This window comes from Caballeronia sp. DA-9 (genome assembly GCF_051615025.1).
In the GTDB taxonomy this organism is placed as follows: Bacteria; Pseudomonadota; Gammaproteobacteria; order Burkholderiales; family Burkholderiaceae; genus Caballeronia; species Caballeronia sordidicola.
Window position 1 is genome coordinate 2,599,021 of sequence record NZ_CP195133.1, and the last position, 24,062, is coordinate 2,623,082.

A 24,062-nucleotide genomic window follows, 5' to 3' on the forward strand; every position below is an offset into this window, starting at 1 on the left:
CAAGATTGACGCGCTTCAATGGAATGAACCAATGCGCTTCAAACTGCTGAAGTTCATCCAGATAAAGAAGGCGCGGCCGACAATATTCGCATCGGGCACAAAACCCCAATAGCGGCTGTCCGCACTGTTGTCGCGATTGTCGCCCATCATGAAATAGCTGCCGGGTGGCACCTTGCAGATCACGCCCTGCGCGTTGTAGTTGCAATCGTCGCGATTCGGAAAATCGTCCGCGCCAATAACAAACGGCGGCACTTGCGCGTTGTTCAGAATGGCATTCTTGCGGCCATCCAGATCTTCTTCAAACTGCTTTGCATAACCAATACGTTCGTCATCGAAATAATCAGGCAACGGAGTTTCCGGAACCGCCTTGCCGTTGATGGTCAACTTCTTGTCCTGATACGCGACGGTATCGCCCGGAAGACCAATCACCCGCTTGATGTAATCCACCGATTCGTCTTTCGGATAACGGAACACCACGACGTCACCGCGCTTGAGCGGCGTACCGCTGGTCAGCTTGGTGTTGCTGATGGGCAGGCGCAAACCGTATTCGAATTTATTGACCAGAATAAAGTCGCCCACCAATAACGTCGGCACCATTGATCCAGACGGAATCTTGAACGGCTCGACTACAAACGAACGCACGACGAAAACCACGAGAATGACCGGAAAGAAACTTGCCGAATATTCCAGATACCATGGCTGGCGAAGTTTCTCGTCACGCAGGCGAGCGCGCGTTTGCGGCGCGTGTTCGTCGGCGAAACGCGGTTCGAGGCGTGCCTGCTGCTTGTCGAATTCGGCTACCGCTGCATCCGCCGCGCGCCGCCGTTGCGGCTCGAATACCAGTTTATCGAACACCCACGCGATCCCCGTCAAAACGACGAGCACCAAAAGAATCAACGCAAAATTCATCAATCGTTTCCGGTTGTTTTATTAATCTTCGACGCGAAGAATCGCGAGGAAAGCTTCTTGCGGAATCTCGACGGAACCGACCTGCTTCATGCGCTTCTTGCCGGCCTTCTGCTTTTCCAGAAGCTTTTTCTTTCGGGAGATATCGCCGCCGTAGCACTTTGCCAGAACGTTCTTACGCAATGCTTTAATGTTTTCACGCGCAATGATATTCGCGCCAATGGTCGCCTGGATCGCCACGTCATACATCTGCCGCGGAATCAGTTCGCGCATTTTCGACGCCACTTCGCGTCCGCGATGCTGGCTCTGCGACCGGTGCGTGATCACCGACAATGCGTCGACCTTGTCGCCGTTGATCAGCATGTCGACCTTCACCACGTCGGAAGCACGATATTCCTTGAACTCGTAATCCATGGACGCATAACCGCGCGACGTGGATTTCAGGCGATCGAAGAAATCGAGCACGATTTCCGCCATCGGGATTTCGTAGGTGAGTTGCACCTGACGGCCGTGATACTGCATGTTGACCTGCTGCCCGCGCTTGTTCGTGCACAGCGTGATCACCGACCCGACGTATTCCTGCGGCATGTACAGGTTCACGGTCACAATAGGCTCGCGCACTTCTTCAATGTATGAAGGCTCCGGCATTTTGGCCGGATTCTCCACCTGAATCAGTTCCCCGTCGCGTTTCACTACTTCGTACACCACGGTCGGCGCCGTGGTGATGAGATCCATGTCGAATTCGCGCTCAAGGCGTTCCTGCACGATCTCCATGTGCAGCAGGCCGAGAAAGCCGCATCGGAACCCGAAGCCGAGCGCCTGCGACACTTCCGGCTCGTACTGCAGCGACGCGTCGTTGAGCTTGAGCTTTTCGAGCGATTCACGCAGCGCGTCGTACTGGTTCGCCTCGACCGGATACAAACCCGCGAACACCTGCGGCTTCACTTCCTTGAAACCGGGCAACGGCGCGTCGGCCGGACGTGCGACCGTGGTGACCGTGTCGCCCACTTTGGCGGCCTGCAGTTCCTTGATACCCGCAATAATGAAACCCACCTGCCCCGCCGACAGCGCCGCCAAGTTGGTGGCTTTCGGCGCGAACACGCCGAGATGCTCGACCGGATAGACCGCGCCGGACGCCATCATCTTGATCTTGTCTTTTGGGCGCAGCGTGCCGTTCTTGATGCGCACGAGCATGACTACGCCGACGTAGTTGTCGAACCACGAGTCGATGATCAGCGCCTGCAGCGGTGCGTCCGGATCGCCCTTCGGCGGCGGCACCTTGGCGATCAGCGCTTCGAGCACGTCCGTCACGCCGAGGCCGGTTTTGGCGCTGCAATGCGTTGCATCGGTCGCATCGATACCGATCACGTCTTCGATTTCCGCAATCGCGTTGTCGGGATCGGCCGCCGGCAAGTCGATCTTGTTCAGCACCGGCACGACTTCCACGCCGAGTTCGATGGCCATGTAGCAGTTGGCGACCGTCTGCGCTTCCACGCCCTGGCTCGCGTCCACGACCAGCAACGCGCCTTCGCATGCGGAGAGCGAGCGGCTGACCTCGTATGAAAAGTCGACGTGTCCGGGGGTGTCGATGAGATTCAGGTTATAGACCTGGCCGTCGCGCGCCTTGTAAGTCAGCGCTGCGGTTTGCGCCTTGATCGTGATGCCGCGCTCGCGCTCGAGATCCATGGAGTCGAGGACCTGCGCGTCCATCTCGCGGTCGGACAAGCCGCCGCAAAGGTGGATGATGCGGTCGGCCAGCGTCGATTTGCCGTGGTCGATATGCGCAATGATCGAGAAGTTACGAATATGATTCATTCAGTGCCGATCAAGCAAAAAGGCGCGCCCAGACAAACGCGGAGCACGCCTTGAAAATGGGGTGAAAAACCCGTCTATTTTAGCCGAAAAGGGCAGCCAACGGCGGATTTTACGGGAAAGGTCCGATTGTTCATGGACTTGAGGACGATCCAAGAAGCGCATTGCGCACGCGCGCTCGGTCCAGATGGTAATGACACAGTTGCGCGCCATCGAACACCAAAACGGGCACGAGCTCGTCATAAAGCGCTTCGAGCGCCGGGTCGCTGTCTATATCGATCCATTCGACCCGCACGCCGAACTCCGCCGCTATTGGCTCGAGTTCGGCACGCATTTCCTCGCAAAGATGGCACCACGCGCGCCCATAAAGCAAGAGCGCCCCCACTTCGCGTTACTTCCGTTACTTCTGCGCCGACGCGCGCGGGCGTAACGGCACGAACTGCGTGTTGTCGCCACGGCGTACGAGCACGGCGACCATCTTGCTTGGATCGACGTTTTGCGCGACGGCGTCGAACTGCTTTGCGCTCGTGATATCCGTGTCGCCAATACGCAGGATGATGTCGCCCTTCTGGAAGCCCGCACGCGCCGCCGGACCCTCCACCGCATCCACCTGCACGCCGTTAGTGATCTTCAGCGACTTCTTCTGGTCAGCCGGAATGTCGCTCACGGCAATCCCGAGCGCATTGCTCGGTGCGCGTTCCTTGGGCGGCGACGGCTTTTTGGTCTCGGCTTTCGTGACCTTGTCCGGCTGCATTTCCGCAATGGTGATCGGCAATTCGCGCGACTGGCCCTTGCGCCATACGGTGATCGTGGCCTTCGTACCGGGCTTCGTGTCACCGACCATGCGCGGCAAGTCGGTCGCCGTGGACACGTCATGGCCGTTGTATTTCAGGATGATGTCGCCCGGCTGGATGCCGGCCTTGTCGGCGGGACCGCCTGCTTCAACGCTGCTCACCAGCGCCCCTTGCGCCTTCGGGAGCCCGAGAGAGTCGGCGACTTCCTTGGTCACTTCGCCAATTGCCACCGCGATCCGGCCGCGCACCACCTTGCCGCCGGTCTTCAGTTGATCCGCGACGCGCATGGCTTCATCGATAGGAATGGCGAACGAAATCCCCATGAAGCCGCCAGTACGGCTATAGATCTGTGAATTGATGCCGATCACTTCGCCGGCCATGTTGATGAGCGGTCCGCCGGAATTGCCTGGATTTACCGCGACGTCCGTCTGGATGAAAGGCAGGTAATCGCCGGTGTCGCGCCCCTTTGCACTGACAATACCCGCCGTCACGGTGTTATCGAGGCCGAACGGCGAGCCGATTGCCAGCACCCATTCGCCCACGCGCACCTTGTTCGAATCGCCCATGGTGATGGCGGGCAAGCTCGTCGCCTGGATTTTCACCACGGCGACGTCCGTGCGTTCATCGACGCCTACCAGCTTGGCTTTGAACTCGCGCTTGTCGGTGAGCGTGACGTAGATGGTGTCGGCGTCGTCGACCACGTGGGCGTTGGTCATCACGTAACCATCGGCAGACATGATGAAACCGGAACCCACGCCGCTGCTCTGCTCGGAGTTGTCCTGACTGTCGGGGCTGTCCTGCGGCGCACTGCGGTTTCCGCGGCCACTGCCACCGCCGCTATCGCCGCCCTGATCGCCTCCGCCGCCACCGTTTCCGCCGCGCGGCGAACCGGGAGACCCCGGCGTACCGGGCATCGGAATGCCGAAAAATCGCCGGAAAAATTCCGACATGTCGCCGTTATCCATGCCGGGCGGTAAGCCGCGCAAATCATTGCTGCTGCTCACACGCGTGGTCGTGCGGATATTCACCACCGACGGCCCGACTCGGTCCACGAGCGTAGTGAAGTCGGGCAGGTTCACTATGGGCACCGCGCCAGTCGATGCAACCGGCGCAGCCGCCGGTGCGACTGCCGATGTTGCGGCGCTCGCTGCGGATGCGGTCGCCGCGAAGGTCGGAAGCGGCAGGCATGCAGCAAGCGCCGCGGCCGTAAGGAAGGTGCGCAGCGAGAGGTTGCTCATATCTTGATGGGCCGAGGAATTACTTGGAAGGCTTGTATTCTATGGCAGAAGCAAATTGCTGCAACGTAGCCTGGGGAACTTCACCTAACAAGGTAATCCAGAAATCCCCGCGACGCTTGACCAGTACGTGTGTCGCGCCACTGTCGCCGGCGCCTTCCTTACGTGAATTCTCTTCTACGGGCTCGACAAAAATCGAGATTGCCGCGAGGCCATCGGAAAAAACAGCTTGATCGACGGGGATGGGCGGTTGCCCTTCTTCACGTGACGCCATTGGCCTGCGCAACTCGCGAATCTCGCGAAAACCAGGGACATTGGGCGTGATCTTCCAGCCTTGCGCTTCCATATCCACTGGTTGAACCGGCGGCCGCACAACTGTCCACCCGTTTATATTCTTGATGCCGTTCGCGATTGCCGACCGGTCGACCGTGCCGCCGATCTTGACTTGCGAAAACGAAAGCTGTTCGAGAACCTGACCATCGGGCCCGAGCGTCTGGGCACGCAGCAAGAGACCGGTCTTCGAGTCGGCCCAGAACTTGTAAGCAAATCGCCAGGCGTCTTTCGGATCAAGCTCGATAACCTGACTATCGATACCCGCGACGCGATCTGTGCCGAGAATTTTCGGATCGTAGACAGACAGGACCTGCTCGCCACCGGTAGCCAGCAGCGACGGGAACGAATCCTTGTTCTGACGTTTTTCGACGACCAGCAGATGACGTTCAGGCACGAACGTGTACATGTCGTCGTCATGGCGAAGCATCTTGCGCGGCTTGCCGTCCAGACTTTCCAACGACTCATACTCGCCGTCGCTGCGGGCTGCGGAATGGGTTATCCGCGACGATTGCACCGTTGTTCCACGCTGGTAGACGAAGGTGCCTTCGTAATTCTGCTGCTGTGCGGCTTCGTGAATCCGGTTGAGCAGATCCGCAGCCGACTTGCGCGAGGCAGTTGAATCGTCGCCTTGCGGGGAACCGCCTTGCGCCGAAGCTCCAGATGCCGCGGATAACAACGCGACTGCACAGAACAATAGAACCGGCAGCCGCCCCCAATGAGTCGTTTTCTTCAACCGCACAAGTTGCATCAGTTATTGACCTTGGCTCGTAGCCGCAGTGCGGATCAAAGGCGTTGAGCCCGGCATGACGGGCTGTTGGGAGAATTGCTGATGCGCTTCCAGATACTGATCGAGACTTGCATCACGAATGATGTTCGCTTCAACGACCGGCGAGCGCAGCGTGGCGGCCGGCACTGAAGCCATCGCGACGCGCTGCACATGATCCGACGAAGACACGCTTGCGACTTGCACGCCGCCGTGGGAATCGACACCCTGCAACTGGGGCACGACGATCCACGTAAGCGTAGCCGCAGCAGCCGCGACTGCGAACGCCGGCACGACGCGCCGGCGGAACACGCCCGAGCGCACGCGCTCGGCTGCCGCAGCCGGAATGGACGCTGGCGCGAATACATGCGCTTCGGCCTCGAACCGCGCCGAAAACGCGTTCATGAACGCGCTGCTGGCTGCGGGACTTGTCGCCAGATCGTCGGAACGCAGAGCATCGCCGATCAAGTGATAGTCCGACCACGCCGCGCGGTCTTTCTGCGTAAATCCGGAAAGAAACTGGCTGATGTCGCCTGAATCGTCGAACGATTCTCCGTCGACAAAAGCGGAAAGACGCTCGCCTCGTGACCCAGCTTGCGATTGCACCGAAACCGACCCCATGATGCTCCCCATCTTGACTGCACCTGTAGTGACACTACCTGACCCAGATACCGCATCCCTGCCCCGCGCAACCTCGCTGCTACCAGCGCTTGCCTTCGGGAGTGTCCAGCAATGGACGCAATTTTGCCGCAATGGCTTCGCGAGCACGAAAAATTCTCGATCTGACCGTCCCTATAGGGCAATCCATCATTTCGGCAATTTCTTCGTAGCTCAGACCTTCAATTTCACGAAGAGTTATGGCGGTGCGCAGCTCTTCCGGTAAAACCGCCATCGCAGCATTGACCGTCTGTGCGATCTGCTTGCTCATCAACATCGACTCAGGCGTGTTGATATCCCTTAGTTGGTCTGCGTCGGAGAAAGTTTCCGCTTCTTCTGCATCGGCTTCGGTAGAAGTTGGAGCACGCCGGCTTTGGGTGGCAAGATAGTTCTTTGCCGTGTTTACCGCAATCCGGTAAAGCCACGTGTAAAACGCCGATTCTCCGCGAAATTGCGGCAACGCGCGATAAGCCTTGATAAAGGCGTCTTGCGCGACGTCCTCCACCTCGGCGGGATCGCGGACGAGCCGCGAGATAAGCCGGATAATCTTGCGCTGGTATTTGGCGACCAGAAGCTCGAACGCTGCTTTATCGCCCTTCTGCACGCGTTCGACCAGTAACTGATCGATTTCTTTTTCGCTCACCTGGGAAATCCGTTAACTTTGGGGGTGCTACGCGGAGGGCTATTGTAGCGTTACGCCACCGGGGCGCGCCGAACGCTCATTGGCGGTTACAAGCGTTACAGGTGTTCCTGGGCGCAGCGCCGTGCGCGCACGGCCAGTTCGCGAAACGCGCTTGCGCCGGCCAATGAATCGGCGGGGACGAGAAGCGGCTCGGACCGGCCATCGGCGGAAACCAGGACCAGAGCAAGCAGACGATCGCTCCACTGGGCACAACCGGATATTTGCCGATACTGCGCGTGGCCCTTGCGGTCCCAAGTCGTCAAGCCATCCTGCCCAATCTCGAATGCGACGGGGCGGCGACGTTCGCCACTGAGCGCCATGCTTCCAAGCCCGATCACGACAATGAACGCCGCGACGCAGGCGTCAAAAACACCGGAATACGCCGCGACCGTCTGGAACACGGCGCCGGCCGCGACTGCCACGAACGCCACCGTGGCGCCCGACAACAATCGCGATGGGGTGATTTCCTGGCGGCGGGATAACCCGGCGAATGCTTCCGCCGAAGCCTCCCGCTGCGATTCAAGCGTACTCATCACTCGCTGGTTCTCCGCGAGCACGTAAGCGCGAGACGCCCGGTGACGTTCAATGCCGCTTGAAAACGAGCGTGCCGTTCGTGCCGCCGAAGCCGAACGAATTTTTCAGCGCCACGTCGATCTTCATTTCCCGCGCTTCGTTCGCGCAGTAGTCCAGATCACACGCCGGATCCTGGTTAAAGATGTTGATGGTCGGCGGCGATACCTGATGATGCAGCGCCAGCACCGTGAACACCGACTCCAGTCCGCCTGCGCCGCCGAGCAGGTGCCCGGTCATCGACTTGGTGGAGTTCACGACGATTTTCTTCGCGTGGTCACCAAAGGTGTTCTTGATACCGATTGTTTCCGCCAGATCGCCGAGCGGCGTGGACGTGCCGTGCGCGTTCAGGTAATGCACTTCGTCGGGATTGACCTGGGCGTTTTTCAACGCATTGCGCATGCTGCGGCGCGCGCCGTCGCCATCCTCAGGCGGCGCGGTCATGTGATATGCGTCGCCGCTCATGCCGTAGCCGCTGACTTCCGCATAAATCTTCGCGCCGCGTGCCTTCGCGTGTTCGTACTCTTCAAGCACCATCACGCCAGCGCCTTCGCCCAGCACAAACCCGTCGCGATCCTTGTCCCACGGACGGCTAGCGGTTGCCGGGTCATCATTGCGTTGCGACAGCGCGCGCGCCGCCGCGAATCCGCCCACACCCAGCGGCGACACGGTAGCTTCGGATCCACCGCAGATCATCACGTCGGCGTCTCCGTATTCGATCAGCCGCGAACCTTCTCCAATGCAATGCAGCCCTGTGGTGCAGGCAGTCACGATCGCGAGATTCGGCCCTTTCAACCCAAACCGGATGGACAGGTGGCCAGAGATCATGTTGATGATCGACGCCGGCACGAAGAACGGAGAAATCCGGCGCGGGCCGCGATTGAGCAATTCCGTTTGCGTGACTTCGATCATCGGCAAGCCGCCAATTCCCGAGCCCACCACAACACCTACGCGCTCCGAGTTCTCTTCGGTGATTTCAAGCCCGCTGTCCTGCATGGCCTGAACACCGGCCGCAATGCCGTAATGGATAAAGGTATCCATGTGGCGCGCTTCCTTCGCCGGCATATAGTCTTCGACATTGAAGCCCTTGACTTCACCGGCAAAGCGCGTGGAGAAGTTCGTTGCGTCGAACTTCGTGATCTCGGCGATGCCCGACTTGCCGGCGACCAGATTGGCCCAGCCGTCGGCAACGGTATTGCCGACAGGCGAAATCAGCCCAAGGCCTGTAACAACAACACGACGACGGCTCACGGTAACCCCTTATCCATAAATGACAAAAAGCAAAAGCCACAAGGTTCACAGGAAATCGCCCTGTGAGCCCTGTGGCCGTTAAATCGGTTCGAAGCGCGGTTCGAAGCGCAACAGAGCGTCAACCCCGAATATCGTAGCAGTAGCTGCGCTTGGCTCTTAAGCCTTGACGTTCGCGCGAGCGTAGTCGATTGCTTGCTGAACCGTCGTGATCTTTTCCGCTTCTTCGTCCGGAATTTCCATGCCGAATTCGTCTTCGAGAGCCATCACGAGTTCGACGGTGTCAAGCGAGTCAGCGCCCAGATCGTTCACGAACGAAGCTTCGTTCTTGATTTCAGCTTCGGCGACGCCCAGTTGTTCGGCGACGATCTTCTTCACGCGCTGTTCGATATTGTCCATGCAGCCCTCCGAGGGAAATGTAGTTCAAAAACACAAGTGCGCGCATTTTATCAGGTTTGTACCCGTAATAACCCACGCACAAATCAGGTTTGCTTCACGTGCGACGCCCGTCCAATGCACGTCACACCCTTTCAACGTCACCGGCTAGCTACAGCGCATTTCGCGTCTCGCGCAGCTTGCTTTCAACAAGCATTTTGCGCACCCGCCAAGGCGCGGATATTAACGAAATGCCTGTCACATGTACATGCCGCCGTTCACATGGAGCGTGGTTCCCGTGATGTAGCCCGCGTGCGGCGAAGCGAGGAAAGCCACAGCATGAGCGATATCTTCGGGGCTGCCCAGTCGGCCGAGTGGTATCTGTGCTGTGAGCGCCGCACGCTGCGCTTCCGGCAAGACCTTGGTCATGTCGGTATCGATAAAACCCGGCGCAATGCAGTTCACCGTGATTCCGCGGCTGCCGATTTCTCGCGCCAGGGCGCGCGTCATGCCCGCCACGCCAGCCTTCGCGGCCGCGTAGTTCGCCTGGCCCGGATTGCCCGAAGAAGCCACCACCGACGTGATATTGATGATCCGTCCGCCGCGCGCTTTCATCATCGGGCGCAGAACGGCGCGCGACAGGCGGAAGACGGCGCGCAGGTTCGTGTCGATAACAGCATCGAATTCTTCGTCTTTCATGCGCATCGCCAATTGATCTTTCGTGATCCCGGCGTTGTTCACGAGCACATTCAGCGCGCCAAATTCCTTCACCACGCCGTCGATAAACCCCTCGCTCGCGGCGGCGTCCGTCACGTCCAGCACCGCGCCGCGGCCTTGCACGCAGGCTTCCTTCAGCGCTGCGGTGATTGCTTCGGCGCCGCTTTCGCTGGTCGCCGTGCCAATCACGGTCGCGCCCTGACGCGCGAGTTCGAGCGCGATCGAGCGTCCGATTCCGCGCGATGCACCCGTTACGACAACAATCTGCTTGTCCAGACTCATGTTTTATCCGTTCCTTGTCTTGTTCAGCCGGCGAGCAGCGCGCGAACTTCGTCGAGCGAAGCGGGATCGAAAATCGACGCACCGACGAGCGCGCCATCTATACGCTTCGTCAAGCCGTTCAGCACCTTGCCCGGACCGCATTCGATCACATGCGTGACGCCTTCATGCGCCATTTTCTGCACCGTTTCCACCCATCGCACGGGACCCGCCGCCTGACGCACGAGCGCATCCTTGATGGCGGCCGGTTCGGCGACGCTGGCAACATCGATGTTATTGATCAGCGGAATCTGCGGCACGTCAATTTCGACGCTCGCCAGATATTCGCGCAATTGATCCGACGCGGGCTTAAGCAACGACGAATGAAACGGCGCCGAAACCGGCAGCGGCAGCGCGCGCTTCGCGCCCTTCGCCTTGGCCAGTTCGCAGGCCTTCTCCACGCCGGCTTTCGCGCCCGCGATCACCACTTGCGAAGGCGCGTTGAAGTTGACCGCTTCCACAATGCCGGCCGCCGATGCTTCCGCGCAGACGGCGCGCACGGCGTCGTCGTCGAGACCCAGGATTGCGGCCATGCCGCCTTCGCCCACGGGAACCGCGCTCTGCATGGCTTGCGCGCGAAAGCGCACGAGCGGCACGGCGTCCGAGAATTTCAGCGCGCCGGCCGCCACCAACGCCGTGTATTCGCCGAGGCTGTGTCCAGCCACCAGCGCCGGCTTCAGCCCGGTTTCCTTCTCCCACACACGATAAATTGCATAAGCGGCCGTCAACATCACAGGCTGCGTGTTGGTCGTGAGTCCAAGATCTTCCGCCGGACCTTCGGCGATCAGTTTGCCCAGATCCTGGCCGAGTGCATCGGATGCCTGTTGCACGGTTTCGCGCACTACGGCGTGATCGGCGAATGCGTTGAGCATGCCGACCGATTGGGAGCCTTGTCCCGGAAAAACGAACGCGAATTTCATGACGTCCTTACTCAATTGGATGGGTCGAATGGCCGATGCGGCCAGGCAACGCGGGCACTGACGCCGCGTTCAGTAGCGGATGACCGAAGCGCCCCAGGTGAAGCCGCCGCCGACGCCTTCTATCAGCACATGCTGGCCGCGCTTGATGCGGCCGTCGCGCACCGCGACGTCGAGTGCGAGCGGAATCGAAGCCGCCGACGTGTTGCCATGCTCGCCGACGGTCACGACCATGCGTTCGAGCGGCACATGAAGCTTCTTCGCCGTGCTTTCCATGATGCGGATATTGGCTTGATGCGGAATCAGCCAGTCGATGTCGCCAGCCGTGAGCCGCGCCTTTTCCAGCGCCTCGACGGCCACTTTCTCGAGCACTTTCACAGCGAGCTTGAAGACCGCCTGGCCGTCCATGTGCAGGAACGCGCTGCCTTCTATCACACCCTTGTTCACATTGCCCGGCGTGCACAGGATGCTCGAATGGCTGCCGTCCGCGTGAAGCGCGCTCGACAGCACGCCCGGTTCGTCCGACGCCTGCAGGATGACCGCGCCCGCGCCGTCACCAAACAGCACGCAGGTGGTGCGGTCGTTGAAATCGAGGATACGGGAGAACGTTTCGGCGCCCACGACGAGCGCCGTGCGATTCATGCCACCGCGAATGAAGCTGTCGGCGGTGGCGACGGCGTAGGCGAAACCGGAGCAGACCGCCTGGATATCGAATGCGGCGCCGCCATTCTTGATACCGAGCTTGTTCTGCAGCAGGCAGGCCGTGCTGGGAAAGACAAAGTCAGGCGTGGAGGTCGCCACAATGATCAGGTCGATCGATTCCGGATCGATTCCCGCTGCTTCAATCGCCTGGCGCGACGCGTGCAGGGCGAGTTCGCTCGTGGTCTGATCGGGCGCGGCGAAGTGGCGCGCGTGGATGCCTGTGCGAGCGACGATCCATTCATCGCTCGTTTCCACGGCTTGCCTGGCCAGCCGGTCGGCCAGATCCTGATTCGTGACGCGATCGGCTGGCAGATAACTGCCCGTTCCGATCACACGGGAATAGAGATTCGATTGAGCCATTATGCCTTCGAGGGTAGCGCGGCGCCCGGTGCGCCCGGCTGCACGAGCGGGCGTGAAACGGCCGCGTCGCCGGAGGCGGCTGGTGCTGCCGGGTCCACGGTCACGGCTGCGTCAGCGGCAGTGTCCAGCGCCGCTTGTTGCACAGGCGCAGCATTTTCTTCCATGGCGCGTACGAGCCGTTCCAGCACGCCATTTTTGACCGCATCATACCCGCGTTTGATAGCCCACTCAAACCCGTAGGCTTGCGCCGAGCCATGGCTTTTGATGACGAGGCCGCGCAACCCGAGGAGCGCCGCGCCGTTGTATTGGGCGGGATCGACGCGTCGTTTGAAGCGCTTGAGAACCGGCAGTGCGACGATCGCCATCAGCTTGGTCGCGAGTGACCGGCTGAATTCCTCGCGGATCATGTCGGTGAGCATTTGCGCGAGACCTTCCGACGTCTTCAGCGCCACGTTGCCGACAAATCCGTCGCAGACGACTACGTCTGTTGTGCCTTTATAGATGTCATTGCCTTCCACGTTGCCGTAGAAGTTGAGCGTGCTTGCGCGCAGCAGTTCGCCGGCGCGCTTGATGGTGTCGTTGCCCTTGATGACTTCTTCGCCAATGTTGAGCAGGCCGATGGTCGGCCGCTCCTTGCTGCCGATAGCGGCCACCAGCGCATGTCCCATCTCGGCGAACTGCAGCAGGTGCTGCGGCTCGCAGTCCACGTTCGCGCCCAGGTCGAGCACGGTGGTGAAGCCCTTCTGGCTCGGCATGGCAAACGCGATAGCCGGCCGTTCTATGCCCGGCAGCGTCTTGAGCACGTAACGCGACACGGCCATCAATGCGCCCGTGTTGCCCGCCGAAATGCAGGTCTGCGCCTGCCCTTCCTTGACGAGATTGAGCGCCACGCGCATCGACGAATCCTTCTTCCGGCGCAGCGCGACTTCCACCGGGTCGTCCATCTCGACTACTTCCGTAGCCGGGACGACCGTCAGCCGGGTTTCGCCGGCGGCCTTGCACTTCTTCAACTGCGCGCGAATAGCCGACTCGATGCCGACGAGCAGCAAATGCGCATCGGGATGCGAACGCACGAAACTGACAGCGGCGGGAACGGTCACGGACGGGCCGTGGTCGCCTCCCATGCAGTCGATGGTGATCTTTACGGTCATGGAGTGCGACGAATTTCAGGCACAAAAAAGCGGCAGTAAAATGCCGCCTTCTTGTTACACCAGGAAGATGTCAAACGCGAGCGACCGTAGCTCAATTCATGTGTCAGACCATGAGTCAAGACGGCGACGCGAGACGCACCAAGCGTCGCGGACGCATTGCCCGCAGTACGCTCAATCGTTCTTCGTCTTGATGACTTTCTTGCCACGATAGTAGCCGTTCGGGCTCACGTGGTGACGCAGATGAACTTCACCCGTGCCCGGCTCAACGGCCAGCGCCGGCGCCGTGAGGAAGTCGTGCGAACGATGCATGCCGCGCTTGGACGGCGATTTCTTGTTTTGCTGAACTGCCATGATGACTCCAGAAAAATTTTGCGAATTCTAACACAGCTCGACACACCGGCGACCCCGACCTGAAGCCAGCGAGCCCGTCCGGACGCATCGCGCCGAATGACGATCCGATACCCGGCTTGAGCGCCGGACATCACTACTTTTTTTAATGCGTGTCGTTGCCGGAACCGCCCTGCTTGAGCTTGCCGAGCGCGGCGAAGGGGTTGGGCCTGTTTGAGCCGCTGCCCGAACCGCCATCCTGCCGCGATTCTGCTTCGCCATTCAGACCACCTTCGTCCAGCTCGCCCTCGGCGCTGTAGAGATCCGTGTTCAGGCTCTCGTGCACTTCGGGACACACGTCGTGCTTGGGCACGAGCGGCAAGGACAACAACAATTCCTCTTCGATCAAGTCGATGAGATCGAACTGGCGCGAGCCCACGATCACCTCGACTTCATCGTTGTCCAGCGGAAATTCATCTGCTTCTTCTTCCGTCAACACAATGCGATACGTTGCGTCGACATCAAGGTGCTGCGAATACGGCGATAAACAACGCTGACATTCGATCCAGACTGAGCCGTGCACGGCAAGCCGCAAATACGGCTGCGGCGCTTCGGTGCCGTCGTCCTGCAACTCGGGCTGCATGGAGCCTTCGGCCTGCCATGAAAACACCGTGTCGCGATCGGGCGCGTCCGCCGGCACTTCACTGAGCAGACGCGGCAACTGCGAAACCCGTACACCGCCCGCCGCCTGCCGGCGGCTCTGGGCAAAGTCGAACAGGTCGAGTGCGCGCAAGTCCTCGGGACATGCAGGTTTGCCAGGATTTTGTGTCATGTGCGCTCCTGCGATGGGTCATTACCGCGACGGCTGAAAAAGCGAGTGCACGGAACACGACCGGGATGGAAGCTGCAGTATGCACCGCACTGAACCCGTCCGGCTGGTGTGGTTTATCCGGATTTTACCGGACAAGGCGAAGCAGGCTTATGACGCTTCCAACGCTTCTGGCCCTGAAAACCACAACATATCTCGGTACACTTCCGGCCGTCGCGCTTCACTGCAGGCCGCCGCTCATTTTCATCGTGCTCTTATTCAATCAAACGCAAAAACTGCTTGAACACCCTGCGCGCACCGATGAAAAGCCCAAAACTATAGCGGCTTTGTCTTTTCGAGTCAAACACTTATGCTTCGGGTTGCGGCGCAAACACCGCAACCGCCAATCTCCTTGTTTAGCCGGTTCTTTTCATGCCCGATGTCTCAAATAAGCCGCGTCTCGTCCTTGCATCGAGTTCGCGTTATCGACGGGAATTGCTCGAACGCCTGCGCGTTCCGTTCGATGTAATCACACCCGACATAGACGAAACGCCGCTCGACGCGGAAACGCCCGAAGCCACGGCCCTGCGGCTTTCGGAGGCGAAAGCCCGTACGGCCGCGAAGCGCGTGACGGACGCGGCCGGCGCGCTGGTTATCGGCTCGGATCAGGTCGCCACCTGCGACGGCCGGCAGATCGGCAAGCCCGGCACGCACGACAATGCGCGCGCCCAACTCCAGTTTATGCGCGGCAAAAGCGTCGAGTTCCATAGCGCGTTATGCCTTTTCGATAGCCGCACGGGCAACGTCCAGTCCGCCGATATCGTTACCCGCGTGCAGTTTCGCGATCTTTCCGATGACGAAATCGAAGCCTATCTACTCGCCGAAACGCCTTACGACGTGGCGGGAAGCGCGAAATCGGAGGGATTAGGCATCACGCTCGTCTCAGCCATTCATTCCGATGATCCCACCGCGCTGATCGGCTTGCCGCTGATCGCGTTGTCGAAAATGCTGCGCGCGGCCGGATTTCCTTTGGTGGAGGCAGCATGAGCGGCGTTCTGTATCTGATTCCCAACACGCTCGGCGAAGGCGACAGCGCCGCGCTGGCCCACGTCCTGCCCGAACCGGTTCGCGCACGCGCGGCGGCGCTGCAGTATTACATCGGCGAAAACGCGAAAACCACGCGCGCATTCCTCAAGAAAGTCGGAACCGAGCGTCCGATCCAGGAAATCGAAATCCGCGAGTTGAACGTCAACACGCCGCCCGGCGAAGTCGAAAAGCTGCTAGCGCCGATTCTGGGCGGCACTGACGCAGGACTCGTTTCCGAGGCCGGTTGCCCCGCGGTCGCCGATCCGGGCGCCCTGCTCGTGCGCCGTGCGCATGAACGCGGCGTGAAAGTCGTACCGTTTGTTGGACCGAGTTCGATTTTGCTGGCGTTGATGGCGTCGGGAATGAACGGCCAGAGCTTTGCGTTCAACGGCTACCTTCCCGTCGATGCCGCCGAGCGCGGCAAACGTCTGCGGGACCTTGAAATGCTGTCGAGGAAAGCGAACCAGACGCAGATTTTTATCGAAACGCCATATCGGAATCGTGCGTTGCTGGATACGTTGCTCGCGGCTTGTGCACCGTCGACGCTCGTTTGCGTCGCGGTGGACCTGACGCTGCCGGAGGAAACGATCGTTACGCGAACGGTGGCCGAATGGAAAAAGAAAACCGCACCCGAACTGCATAAGCGGCCGGCGATTTTCCTGCTGCTGGGTGCATAAAACATAAAAAACGCTCGCCGGGAACGTCCACGGCGAGCGTTTTCATTGCCTACAGAAAGCTATTTCAACTGCATTTTTCCGCTTGTCATCAGCGCCTCTATGGATGCGTTTCCAGCCGCCGCGCCAAATTTGCGCGCAACGCGTTCGCCAATGCTCTCTTTCTGCGTGTAATCAACAAGATCCGGCTGCTTCACAATCTCACGCGCGACGTAATCCGCGTCGCCGAAACCATCGGCGAGACCCAGTTCCACGCTTTTCTGGCCGGTCCAGAACATGCCCGAGAAGATGTCGGGACTGTCTTTCAGGCGCGATCCGCGGCCTTTTTTGACGGCATCGATGAATTGCGTATGGATCTGGTCCAGCATTTCCTGCGCGTGCGCATCCATTACCGGCGTTTCAGGCGAGAACGGATCGAACGCGCCCTTGTTCGCGCCGGACGTATGCAGGCGGCGCTCCACGCCAAGCTTGCTCATCAGGCCAGTGAAACCAAAACCGTCCATCAGCACGCCAATCGAGCCAACGATGCTCGCCTTATCGACGTAAATCTTGTCAGCAGCAGCAGCGGCGTAATAGCCACCCGACGCGCACATGTCGTTTACGACCACGTAAAGCGGCTTCGACGGATACTTCGTCCGCAAGCGCGTGATTTCCCGATTGATGATGCCCGCCTGCACCGGACTGCCGCCGGGGCTATTGCAGCGAAGGATCACGGCGGCCGTGGCGTCGTCTTCGAACGCGCTGTCGAGCGCCGCGTTGACGTTGTCAGCGCTTGCGTCGCTATTGGCGGAAATTTCGCCTTCGAGTTCGACCAACGCCGTGTGCCGAGCAGTCTTCGATACCTTGTCGCTGGTGAAATCGAATGCCCGCCAGACCGCAACCGCGAGGATGGCGAGAAAAACGAAACGAAAGAAAATGCGCCAGCGGCGCGCCGAGCGCTGCTCGTTGATCGCCGCGAGCGCGATGCGTTCAAGCGCGGCGCGCTCCCAGTTTTCACTCCGTGGGGCGCCCGCGGGCGCCGGACGCAACGGGTCGGAAGGGTCGGTGGGAATGTGATCGGACATGCGTCGCCTGGTTGACTGATTAAAGATTGAATCGGGAGTTTTTGGTTCAAGCGGGGCGCAGGTCGTCGTCGGGAAGCCAGAAAACAGCACGGCCTTCCGGCGTATCGCGCTCTTCGGTTTCAACCTTCCGCAAACGCGCGCCGCGGCACGGGCCGCCGACGCATTTCCCGGTATCCGGCTCGTAAATTGCGCCGTGGGTCGCGCACATCAAGTATAAGCCGGAGCTCTCGAAGAACTTGCCTTCGGACCAGTCCAGCTCCATGGGCACGTGCGCGCACTGGTTGAGATAGCCGAACGGCCTGCCGTCGTAGCGAACGAAAAACACCGTGGCTTCGCCGCTTTTGCCGGCTGCGCTGCGGCGAACGCCATCGCCGCCATCGACCAGTTCCTCCGATGCGCAGATCCGCACCGCTTCAGGCGGCGTTCCCGTCATGCGTTCTCCCGCAACCAGTCGCCGAGCGCGGTCACGTTTTCGGCGACGAAAAGCGGCTCGAGCGCATGCAGCGACTTCGCCGGATGCGCGCCATACGTCACGCCAACCGACGCCGCGCCCGCATTCTTCGCCATTTGCAGGTCGTGCGTGGTGTCGCCGACCATCACCGTGCGGTTCACGTTCTGACCCAGTTCGCGGGTCAGTTCGTGCAGCATCGCGGGATGCGGTTTGGAGAAGGTCTCGTCGGCGCAGCGCGTTCCGTCGAAAAGGCTCGTCAGGCGCGACTGGTCGAGCGCCCGGTTCAGGCCCACGCGGCTTTTTCCCGTCGCGACCGCCAGCAGATAACCCTCGTCACGCAGGTTTTGCAGCATCTGGCGCACGCCCTCGAAGAGTTCGGTTTGCTCACCCTTGATCAGGTAATGAAAGCGATACCGCTCCGCCAGCTTCGGGTAATCGGTGGGATCGAGCGTGGGCGCCGCGATCTGCAACGCGTCGCGCAGGCCAAGCCCGATGACGTAGCTCGCGGCTTCGTCGGCGGGAACGGGCAGGCTCAGGTCGCGGCAGGCCGCCTGAATGCTGCGCGTAATATGCGCCGTGGAGTCCATCAAGGTGCCATCCCAGTCGAAGACAATCAGGTCGAATTGCTGACGCGCCATTACTCTGTCTCTCTGGAAAATTGTTTGAGTTGTTCGATGAACCGCCTGCATTCGGCCGGCAGCGGCGCTTCGACCTGGAGCGTCTCGCCCGTTGCCGGATGAACCAGTTTCAGGCGGAAAGCGTGCAGGAACATGCGTTTTAGCGACGGCTTTGCATCGGGACGCACCAGATTCTTGTTCAGCGCGAAGTCGCCGTATTTGGCGTCGCCGGCAATCGGCAGGCCAATGTGCGCCATATGCACGCGAATCTGGTGCGTGCGGCCGGTTTTAAGTTCGGCCTCGACCCAGGCGTATTCGTCGAAGCGCTCGATCAGGTTGAAAACGGTGTGCGATGCCAGCCCGTCGTCCTGAACCCGCACGCGCCGCTCGCCTTCGGGCGTCAGATATTTGTGCAAGGATTCTTTCACGATCCTTCGGCGCCCCCAGCCCGCCAGCCACTCGCCGTGGCCAACTGCCTGATAGCGTTTATCGATTTTGTTGTCGCGCATCTGTTCGTGCAGGTTCACGAGCGCCGAGCGTTTTTTCGCGAGCATCAGCACGCCGGACGTCTCACGGTCCAACCGATGCACCAATTCGAGGAACTTCGCCTGCGGACGCGCATTGCGTAACTGCTCGATCACGCCGAACGCCACGCCGCTGCCACCATGAACGGCAACGCCGGCGGGTTTGTCGATCACGATCAGGTGATCGTCTTCAAATAGTATGGGGAATTCGGCGGCTGGCGCATTCGACGAAACCGGTGTCTCGTCCAGTTGAGCGGTACGAATGGGCGGCACGCGAACCAGATCGCCCATTTCCAGCCGATATGCCGCGTCAATGCGCCCTTTGTTCACACGAACTTCGCCGCTGCGCAAAATCCGGTAAATGTGGCTTTTCGGCACGCCTTTACAGACGCGAAGTAAAAAATTGTCGATGCGTTGACCCGCTGCGTTCTCGTCGATCTCGATCATCGAGACCTGTTCGCTTGCGACCTTTTTATGGGATGTTTTGCCTAACTCATTCATTCTGAATATAATTTGCGGACAGTCTGGAAAAAGCCAGTAAGCTGGCCGGATGTTGTCAGACTGTACAGGTGCAAGCGGACAACCGTTATTTTACTTGCGCCCAGGGCCAGTTGCTCACCCGGAAAACGGAGTAACGAGTTGCACGCACGGCGATATCGCGCGGCAGGGACGGTGCCCACAGGCGCGTTCGGTCGAGTCGATCGCCGACACGGTAACGGATTTTTGGCGATCAAGAATTTTATCGGCGAGAGTTGATGAAGGCCGGATTTTATTCGGCCGGGTCCGGATTCGACCCCGGGTATCAGGCAGGTATCGAAAAGATATTGGGCGGATATCAGGTATTGGGCGACCGGAACGTCGGCGCTTTGCCGTAGCGAAGAAAACAATGGTCTGCCGCAAGCTGCGCTGAAACGGGCGAAGCGTGGCGGACGTTGTAACAAGGCGAGACACCCAACGCGGTTGATCGGGCGCTTCGAGCGCCTGAAAAGCCACAACGGCAGTCTGCCGCAGTTTTGAACCAGAGCCTGGCCGTTTTGCTTACCCGCGATTTTGCGAGAGAAAACGCCGGCTGAAAACGAAACTGCTGCAGGATGCATCCGGCTGCTGCTGGCTGCGCTGCTGGCTCCTCGATTTGTTTGCTGGACGTCGAGCCGCAGTGCTGTGCCGCTTAAGCCGACAGCCGTCGAATCACGGCGTGTCAAACCTGTTCGCATGTGCCCAGGGCTTTCTACCTGTCGCGGCGTATTTCGCCGCACGTTGGTGGCAAAGCCCGCCTCAGGCAATTCTCCGAGCCAGAACTCCCGCGCCCAGCGTGCTTTGTGACAACAAACAACAAAGCGCGGCGCGCCCGCCCTCCTGCTTCATGCGACTGACAACCGCGTGAATTCGCTCGATGGGGGCCGGTAGAGCCGCTCTGGAGCCGTCCAATGAAACGCATGCTGTTTAACGCGACGCAGCAAGAAGAATTGCGCGTCGCTATCGTCGATGGGCAAAAACTCATCGATATCGACATCGAAACCGCCGGGCGCGAACAGCGCAAAGGCAATATCTACAAGGGAGTTGTGACTCGCATCGAGCCGTCGCTCGAAGCCTGTTTTGTGAACTACGGCGAGGACCGCCATGGTTTCCTGCCGTTCAAGGAAGTCGCCCGCCAGTACTTCAAGGACGGCGTCGACATGCGCTCCGCACGCATTCAGGACGCTTTGCGCGAAGGCCAGGAACTGATCGTTCAGGTCGAAAAGGAAGAGCGCGGCAACAAGGGCGCGGCCCTGACCACGTTTATTTCGCTTGCCGGACGCTATCTCGTCTTGATGCCGAACAACCCGCGCGGCGGCGGTGTATCGCGCCGGATCGAGGGCGACGAGCGCCAGGAATTGCGCGAAACCATGTCGCAGCTCGATTTGCCGGATGGCATGAGCATCATCGCGCGAACCGCGGGGATTGGCCGTTCGGCCGAAGAACTGCAGTGGGATCTGAACTACCTGATGCAACTGTGGCGCGCGGTGGAAGCGGCGTCGCAAAGCGGCGTGGCCGGCAAGCCGATGCTGATTTATCTCGAATCCAGCCTCGTGATCCGCGCAATCCGCGACTACTTCCAGCCGGATATCGGCGAAATTCTCATCGATACCACCGAAATCCATGACCAGGCCAGCGCCTTCATGGACATCGTGATGCCGGATAACTTGAGCAAAGTTAAGCGCTATCACGACGACGTTCCCCTCTTCTCCCGTTTCCAGATCGAACACCAGATCGAGACCGCGTATTCGCGCACGGTGCCGTTGCCCTCGGGCGGCGCGATCGTGATCGACCACACGGAAGCGCTGGTGGCCATCGACGTGAACTCGGCGCGCTCGACCAAGGGCGCGGATATCGAGGAAACGGCGACCCGCACGAACCTCGAAGCCGCCGACGAAGTCGCGCGCCAGTTGCGCCTGCGCGATCTGGGCGGGCTGATCGTGATCGACTTCATTGACATGGAATCGGCCAAGAGCCAGCGCGAAGTCGAGCAACGCCTGAAAGACGCGTTGAAGCACGATCGTGCGCGCGTACAAATGGGCAAGATTTCGCGTTTCGGCTTGATGGAACTGTCGCGCCAGCGGCTGCGTCCGGCGCTCTCCGAAGGCAGTCATGTGACGTGCCCGCGTTGTAACGGCACGGGCCATATCCGCGATACCGAATCGTCCGCGCTGCAAGTGCTGCGGATCATTCAGGAAGAAGCAATGAAGGAAAACACCGCGGCAATTCATTGCCAGGTGCCGGTGGAAGTCACTGCTTTCCTGCTGAACGAAAAACGTTCGGAAATCAACAAGATCGAGTCGCGTTTCAAGGTCAATGTGGTGCTGATCCCGAACAAGCATCTCGAAACGCCGCATTACAAGCTGGAACGCCTGCGTCACGACGATACGCGTCTGGATGAGCCGCGTGCATCGTGGAAGATGGCCGAGGAAGCCGCGCACGAACTGGAATCCGAAACGGGTTACAGCAAGCGCACCGAGGAAGTGAAGCCCAAGCAGGAAGCAATGGTCAAGGGCATTACGCCGGCTTCGCCCGCGCCCAGCGCGCCGGTGAAGGTGGCGGCGGCTCCGGTCGCGGCACCCGCGCCGGTGGCGGCATCGACGGGCGGGTTTATCGGCTGGCTGAAGAATCTGTTTGGCGTGCAGCCCGAAGTGAAACCGGCGCCAGCGCCTGTCGTTGCGCCCGCACCGGCGCGTCCGGCCCGCGGCGAGCGGCCGGAACGCTCGGGCCAGGGAGGCGATCGCAACCGGAATCGTCGTGGTGGCGCTGGTTCGCGAGATAGCGCAGCGAGCACAGGCACGGCGAGCGCACCGGGCACGGCAGGCGGGCGTCAAAGCCCGCGCCGCGAGGAACGCGAACCGAAGGAAGGACGCGAACCGCGTGATACGCGCGAACTGCGGGAGCCGAAGGAGCCCCGTGAATCGCGCGGTGGCCGCGAAGGCCGTGAGCCGCGCGAGGCGCGTGAAGGCCGCGAACCGCGCGAGGCCCGCGAAGGCCGTGAGCCGCGGGAACAGCGTGAGCCACGCGAACCGCGTGAATCACGCGATAACCGCGAGCGCGCTGAAGCGGTCGATCGTAGCGAACGCCGGGAACGCGGTGAGCGCAAGAAACCTCAGCCGGAAGCGGCCGTCGAAGCATTGACGCAAGGTGAAACATCGGCATCCGATCTGACGGAAGCGCGCCAGGCAGGTCAGGAATCGCAGCAAAACGGCAATGCCGACGCATTGCAGGCCGATCAGGCTAGCGCGGCGCGTGAAGGCGAAGAGCGCCGTCGTCGTCGCCGGGGCCGTCGCGGCGGACGTCGCGATCGCGAAGAAGAAGGCGTGACGGTCAATCAGGCAGCGGATATTGCGGAAGGCGAAGGCACGGCTGAAAGCACCGATCCGGAGCGCGCTCAGGCCGGTGTATTCGATACCGACGGCGACGACACGCGCGATTTCGCGCCTGCCGCAACCAAGCCGCAGGTTCAACCATCGGCTGTAACGGTCGAGCCGATTGCGGCTGCCGCCGTTGCCGTGACGGAATTGCCCGAGCCGGTTCGCGCGGTGCCGGTCGAACCGGTCCAGGCAGTCGAACCAGCGGCGCCAGTCGCAGCAGAACCGGTCGCCGAACCAATTGAAGCAAAGCACGCGGAAGCCGAAGGGTTCGTGGTGCAGCACGAGGCGCATGAAGTTCACGCGCATCAGGCTGAAACGCCCGCGATCAACGTGTTCGAGAAGCCGGCAACCCCGCGGCCTGTCGAAAACCCGTTTGGCCCGACGCCCAAGGTAGCGGAAGAAAAGCCGGCGAGCCCGTTCATCGACACCCCGAAGGCAGAAGAACCCGTCGTTGCTCAGGCCGAGCCCCAAGCAGCTTCTCATGCGGCGCCGCAAGCCGCTGAAACGCTTGCCCAGCCTGCGGAGCCGTTGAAAACGGCGGCTGTCGCCGCATCGCCGACGTCGGAAATGGTATCGGCCGTTGCGCCGGCCGCGCCAGTCGTCGCGCCGCCGTCCGCACCGGTCGAGTCCGAGCCGGTCAAGACGTTCGCAGCGGTTGAAACTGCTGAGCCAGCCCCGGCAGCTCCTGCAATTGCTCCGGTCGCGCTGAAGGAAGACGCGCTCAAGCCGATGCTGGATACAGCCGGCCTCGTCTGGGTGAACACCGACGCCGACAAGCTTCGCGCGGCACGTGAAGCCGCGGCTCAGGTCGAAGCGCCGAAACGCGTGGTACGCGAGCGCAAGCGCCTGCCGCCGCTCGACTCCGCGCCCATGCAGCAGGTCGAAACGGGTAAGGACGTTCAATAAGTACGCTTGATAGCGTTTGATGCTTCAGTAAAGCGTCACGGACTTCCGGTCCGTGACGCTTTTTTATTCTTGCGCGTGAAAAACACCACAAAGCACTGCCGCGGATCACTGCTGATCCGCCCTTCCGCTAAAATGAGACGTTCGAAGTTAATAGCAGCCGAGCGGCCGTTTC

General features: G+C 60.5%; 23 protein-coding genes. 3 read left to right on the plus strand and 20 right to left on the minus strand.

Annotated features, from left to right (window positions below; translation table 11 throughout):
- Nucleotides 1-15 precede the first annotated feature (15 nt).
- From lepB to ACRWA7_RS28250, 16 genes are all read right to left on the minus strand, one after another.
- A complete protein-coding gene (lepB, locus tag ACRWA7_RS28175; protein ID WP_438393672.1) occupies nucleotides 16-909 on the minus strand; it encodes a signal peptidase I in 894 nt (297 codons plus the stop codon).
- 21 nt (nucleotides 910-930) lie between these two features.
- A complete protein-coding gene (lepA, locus tag ACRWA7_RS28180; RefSeq protein WP_060856016.1) occupies nucleotides 931-2,721 on the minus strand; it encodes a translation elongation factor 4 in 1,791 nt (596 codons plus the stop codon).
- 130 nt (nucleotides 2,722-2,851) lie between these two features.
- The gene (locus tag ACRWA7_RS28185; protein WP_438393676.1) at nucleotides 2,852-3,103 is read right to left on the minus strand and encodes a glutaredoxin family protein; all 252 of its coding nucleotides are present in this window, start codon (nucleotides 3,101-3,103) and stop codon (nucleotides 2,852-2,854) included.
- Between the two features lie 15 nt (nucleotides 3,104-3,118).
- A complete protein-coding gene (locus ACRWA7_RS28190; protein ID WP_438393678.1) occupies nucleotides 3,119-4,750 on the minus strand; it encodes a DegQ family serine endoprotease in 1,632 nt (543 codons plus the stop codon).
- A 19-nt stretch (nucleotides 4,751-4,769) separates the two neighbouring features.
- Complete coding sequence (locus ACRWA7_RS28195) at nucleotides 4,770-5,828, minus strand: MucB/RseB C-terminal domain-containing protein (RefSeq protein WP_438393681.1); 1,059 nt, start codon at nucleotides 5,826-5,828, stop codon at nucleotides 4,770-4,772.
- Nucleotides 5,829-5,831: 3 nt separating this feature from the next.
- Nucleotides 5,832-6,464, minus strand: coding sequence for a sigma-E factor negative regulatory protein (locus ACRWA7_RS28200; protein ID WP_438393683.1), 633 nt, complete (start codon nucleotides 6,462-6,464; stop codon nucleotides 5,832-5,834).
- Nucleotides 6,465-6,543: 79 nt separating this feature from the next.
- Nucleotides 6,544-7,143, minus strand: coding sequence for an RNA polymerase sigma factor RpoE (rpoE, locus tag ACRWA7_RS28205; RefSeq protein WP_060856020.1), 600 nt, complete (start codon nucleotides 7,141-7,143; stop codon nucleotides 6,544-6,546).
- 95 nt (nucleotides 7,144-7,238) lie between these two features.
- Nucleotides 7,239-7,715, minus strand: a complete 477-nt coding sequence (locus ACRWA7_RS28210; protein WP_438393686.1) for a hypothetical protein — start codon at nucleotides 7,713-7,715, stop codon at nucleotides 7,239-7,241.
- Between the two features lie 49 nt (nucleotides 7,716-7,764).
- Nucleotides 7,765-9,003 carry a beta-ketoacyl-ACP synthase II gene (gene fabF / locus ACRWA7_RS28215; protein ID WP_060856022.1) on the minus strand — a complete coding sequence of 413 codons (1,239 nt, stop codon included), beginning with the start codon at nucleotides 9,001-9,003 and terminating at the stop codon, nucleotides 7,765-7,767.
- Between the two features lie 156 nt (nucleotides 9,004-9,159).
- On the minus strand, nucleotides 9,160-9,399 hold the full coding sequence (acpP, locus tag ACRWA7_RS28220; RefSeq protein ID WP_004197638.1) for an acyl carrier protein: 240 nt from the start codon (nucleotides 9,397-9,399) through the stop codon (nucleotides 9,160-9,162).
- Nucleotides 9,400-9,633: 234 nt separating this feature from the next.
- Complete coding sequence (gene fabG / locus ACRWA7_RS28225) at nucleotides 9,634-10,374, minus strand: 3-oxoacyl-ACP reductase FabG (RefSeq protein WP_438393689.1); 741 nt, start codon at nucleotides 10,372-10,374, stop codon at nucleotides 9,634-9,636.
- A 23-nt stretch (nucleotides 10,375-10,397) separates the two neighbouring features.
- Complete coding sequence (fabD, locus tag ACRWA7_RS28230) at nucleotides 10,398-11,330, minus strand: ACP S-malonyltransferase (RefSeq protein ID WP_438393692.1); 933 nt, start codon at nucleotides 11,328-11,330, stop codon at nucleotides 10,398-10,400.
- A 69-nt stretch (nucleotides 11,331-11,399) separates the two neighbouring features.
- Complete coding sequence (locus tag ACRWA7_RS28235; RefSeq protein WP_438393695.1) at nucleotides 11,400-12,389, minus strand: beta-ketoacyl-ACP synthase III; 990 nt, start codon at nucleotides 12,387-12,389, stop codon at nucleotides 11,400-11,402.
- Complete coding sequence (plsX, locus tag ACRWA7_RS28240; protein ID WP_438393697.1) at nucleotides 12,389-13,540, minus strand: phosphate acyltransferase PlsX; 1,152 nt, start codon at nucleotides 13,538-13,540, stop codon at nucleotides 12,389-12,391. The genes ACRWA7_RS28235 and plsX overlap by 1 nt, the downstream gene beginning before the upstream one ends.
- A 171-nt stretch (nucleotides 13,541-13,711) precedes the next feature.
- Nucleotides 13,712-13,891 (minus strand): 50S ribosomal protein L32, encoded by a 180-nt coding sequence (gene rpmF / locus ACRWA7_RS28245; RefSeq protein WP_056354381.1) that lies wholly within the window; start codon nucleotides 13,889-13,891, stop codon nucleotides 13,712-13,714.
- 142 nt (nucleotides 13,892-14,033) lie between these two features.
- Nucleotides 14,034-14,699 (minus strand): YceD family protein, encoded by a 666-nt coding sequence (locus ACRWA7_RS28250; protein ID WP_438393700.1) that lies wholly within the window; start codon nucleotides 14,697-14,699, stop codon nucleotides 14,034-14,036.
- A 408-nt stretch (nucleotides 14,700-15,107) separates the two neighbouring features.
- On the opposite strand from ACRWA7_RS28250, the gene ACRWA7_RS28255 reads away from it, so the two are divergent.
- Together ACRWA7_RS28255 and ACRWA7_RS28260 are read left to right on the plus strand one after the other, a co-directional pair.
- A complete protein-coding gene (locus ACRWA7_RS28255) occupies nucleotides 15,108-15,722 on the plus strand; it encodes a Maf-like protein (RefSeq protein WP_438393701.1) in 615 nt (204 codons plus the stop codon).
- Nucleotides 15,719-16,438, plus strand: a complete 720-nt coding sequence (locus ACRWA7_RS28260) for an SAM-dependent methyltransferase (RefSeq protein ID WP_438393703.1) — start codon at nucleotides 15,719-15,721, stop codon at nucleotides 16,436-16,438. Before ACRWA7_RS28255 ends, ACRWA7_RS28260 begins: the two co-directional genes overlap by 4 nt.
- Before the next feature lie 59 nt (nucleotides 16,439-16,497).
- Here the strand turns inward: ACRWA7_RS28260 and ACRWA7_RS28265 are convergent, their stop codons facing one another.
- From ACRWA7_RS28265 to ACRWA7_RS28280, 4 genes are read right to left on the minus strand one after another with little or no spacing between them, the layout of a single operon-like run.
- The gene (locus ACRWA7_RS28265) at nucleotides 16,498-17,499 is read right to left on the minus strand and encodes a S49 family peptidase (RefSeq protein WP_438393705.1); all 1,002 of its coding nucleotides are present in this window, start codon (nucleotides 17,497-17,499) and stop codon (nucleotides 16,498-16,500) included.
- A gap of 46 nt (nucleotides 17,500-17,545) precedes the next feature.
- Nucleotides 17,546-17,932, minus strand: coding sequence for a Rieske (2Fe-2S) protein (locus ACRWA7_RS28270; RefSeq protein ID WP_438393706.1), 387 nt, complete (start codon nucleotides 17,930-17,932; stop codon nucleotides 17,546-17,548).
- Nucleotides 17,929-18,588 (minus strand): HAD-IIIA family hydrolase, encoded by a 660-nt coding sequence (locus ACRWA7_RS28275; RefSeq protein WP_060856033.1) that lies wholly within the window; start codon nucleotides 18,586-18,588, stop codon nucleotides 17,929-17,931. The genes ACRWA7_RS28270 and ACRWA7_RS28275 overlap by 4 nt, the downstream gene beginning before the upstream one ends.
- Complete coding sequence (locus ACRWA7_RS28280) at nucleotides 18,588-19,592, minus strand: RluA family pseudouridine synthase (RefSeq protein WP_438393707.1); 1,005 nt, start codon at nucleotides 19,590-19,592, stop codon at nucleotides 18,588-18,590. The genes ACRWA7_RS28275 and ACRWA7_RS28280 overlap by 1 nt, the downstream gene beginning before the upstream one ends.
- Nucleotides 19,593-20,518: 926 nt before the next feature.
- Here ACRWA7_RS28280 and ACRWA7_RS28285 point away from each other — a divergent pair.
- Nucleotides 20,519-23,890, plus strand: coding sequence for an Rne/Rng family ribonuclease (locus ACRWA7_RS28285; RefSeq protein WP_438393710.1), 3,372 nt, complete (start codon nucleotides 20,519-20,521; stop codon nucleotides 23,888-23,890).
- Nucleotides 23,891-24,062 lie beyond the last annotated feature (172 nt).

Coding starts and splice junctions, on each gene's coding strand:
- ACRWA7_RS28280 (WP_438393707.1), bottom strand. CDS start 19,592: ATGAATGAGTTAGGCAAAACATCCCATAAAAAGGTCGCAAGCGAACAG.
- ACRWA7_RS28285 (WP_438393710.1), top strand. CDS start 20,519: ATGAAACGCATGCTGTTTAACGCGACGCAGCAAGAAGAATTGCGCGTC.
- fabG (WP_438393689.1), bottom strand. CDS start 10,374: ATGAGTCTGGACAAGCAGATTGTTGTCGTAACGGGTGCATCGCGCGGA.
- plsX (WP_438393697.1), bottom strand. CDS start 13,540: ATGACCGTAAAGATCACCATCGACTGCATGGGAGGCGACCACGGCCCG.
- ACRWA7_RS28210 (WP_438393686.1), bottom strand. CDS start 7,715: ATGAGTACGCTTGAATCGCAGCGGGAGGCTTCGGCGGAAGCATTCGCC.
- ACRWA7_RS28270 (WP_438393706.1), bottom strand. CDS start 17,932: ATGACGGGAACGCCGCCTGAAGCGGTGCGGATCTGCGCATCGGAGGAA.
- ACRWA7_RS28255 (WP_438393701.1), top strand. CDS start 15,108: ATGCCCGATGTCTCAAATAAGCCGCGTCTCGTCCTTGCATCGAGTTCG.
- lepB (WP_438393672.1), bottom strand. CDS start 909: ATGAATTTTGCGTTGATTCTTTTGGTGCTCGTCGTTTTGACGGGGATC.
- ACRWA7_RS28200 (WP_438393683.1), bottom strand. CDS start 6,464: ATGGGGTCGGTTTCGGTGCAATCGCAAGCTGGGTCACGAGGCGAGCGT.
- fabD (WP_438393692.1), bottom strand. CDS start 11,330: ATGAAATTCGCGTTCGTTTTTCCGGGACAAGGCTCCCAATCGGTCGGC.
- ACRWA7_RS28235 (WP_438393695.1), bottom strand. CDS start 12,389: ATGGCTCAATCGAATCTCTATTCCCGTGTGATCGGAACGGGCAGTTAT.
- ACRWA7_RS28195 (WP_438393681.1), bottom strand. CDS start 5,828: ATGCAACTTGTGCGGTTGAAGAAAACGACTCATTGGGGGCGGCTGCCG.
- lepA (WP_060856016.1), bottom strand. CDS start 2,721: ATGAATCATATTCGTAACTTCTCGATCATTGCGCATATCGACCACGGC.
- ACRWA7_RS28275 (WP_060856033.1), bottom strand. CDS start 18,588: ATGGCGCGTCAGCAATTCGACCTGATTGTCTTCGACTGGGATGGCACC.
- ACRWA7_RS28260 (WP_438393703.1), top strand. CDS start 15,719: ATGAGCGGCGTTCTGTATCTGATTCCCAACACGCTCGGCGAAGGCGAC.
- ACRWA7_RS28265 (WP_438393705.1), bottom strand. CDS start 17,499: ATGTCCGATCACATTCCCACCGACCCTTCCGACCCGTTGCGTCCGGCG.
- ACRWA7_RS28190 (WP_438393678.1), bottom strand. CDS start 4,750: ATGAGCAACCTCTCGCTGCGCACCTTCCTTACGGCCGCGGCGCTTGCT.
- ACRWA7_RS28250 (WP_438393700.1), bottom strand. CDS start 14,699: ATGACACAAAATCCTGGCAAACCTGCATGTCCCGAGGACTTGCGCGCA.
- rpmF (WP_056354381.1), bottom strand. CDS start 13,891: ATGGCAGTTCAGCAAAACAAGAAATCGCCGTCCAAGCGCGGCATGCAT.
- acpP (WP_004197638.1), bottom strand. CDS start 9,399: ATGGACAATATCGAACAGCGCGTGAAGAAGATCGTCGCCGAACAACTG.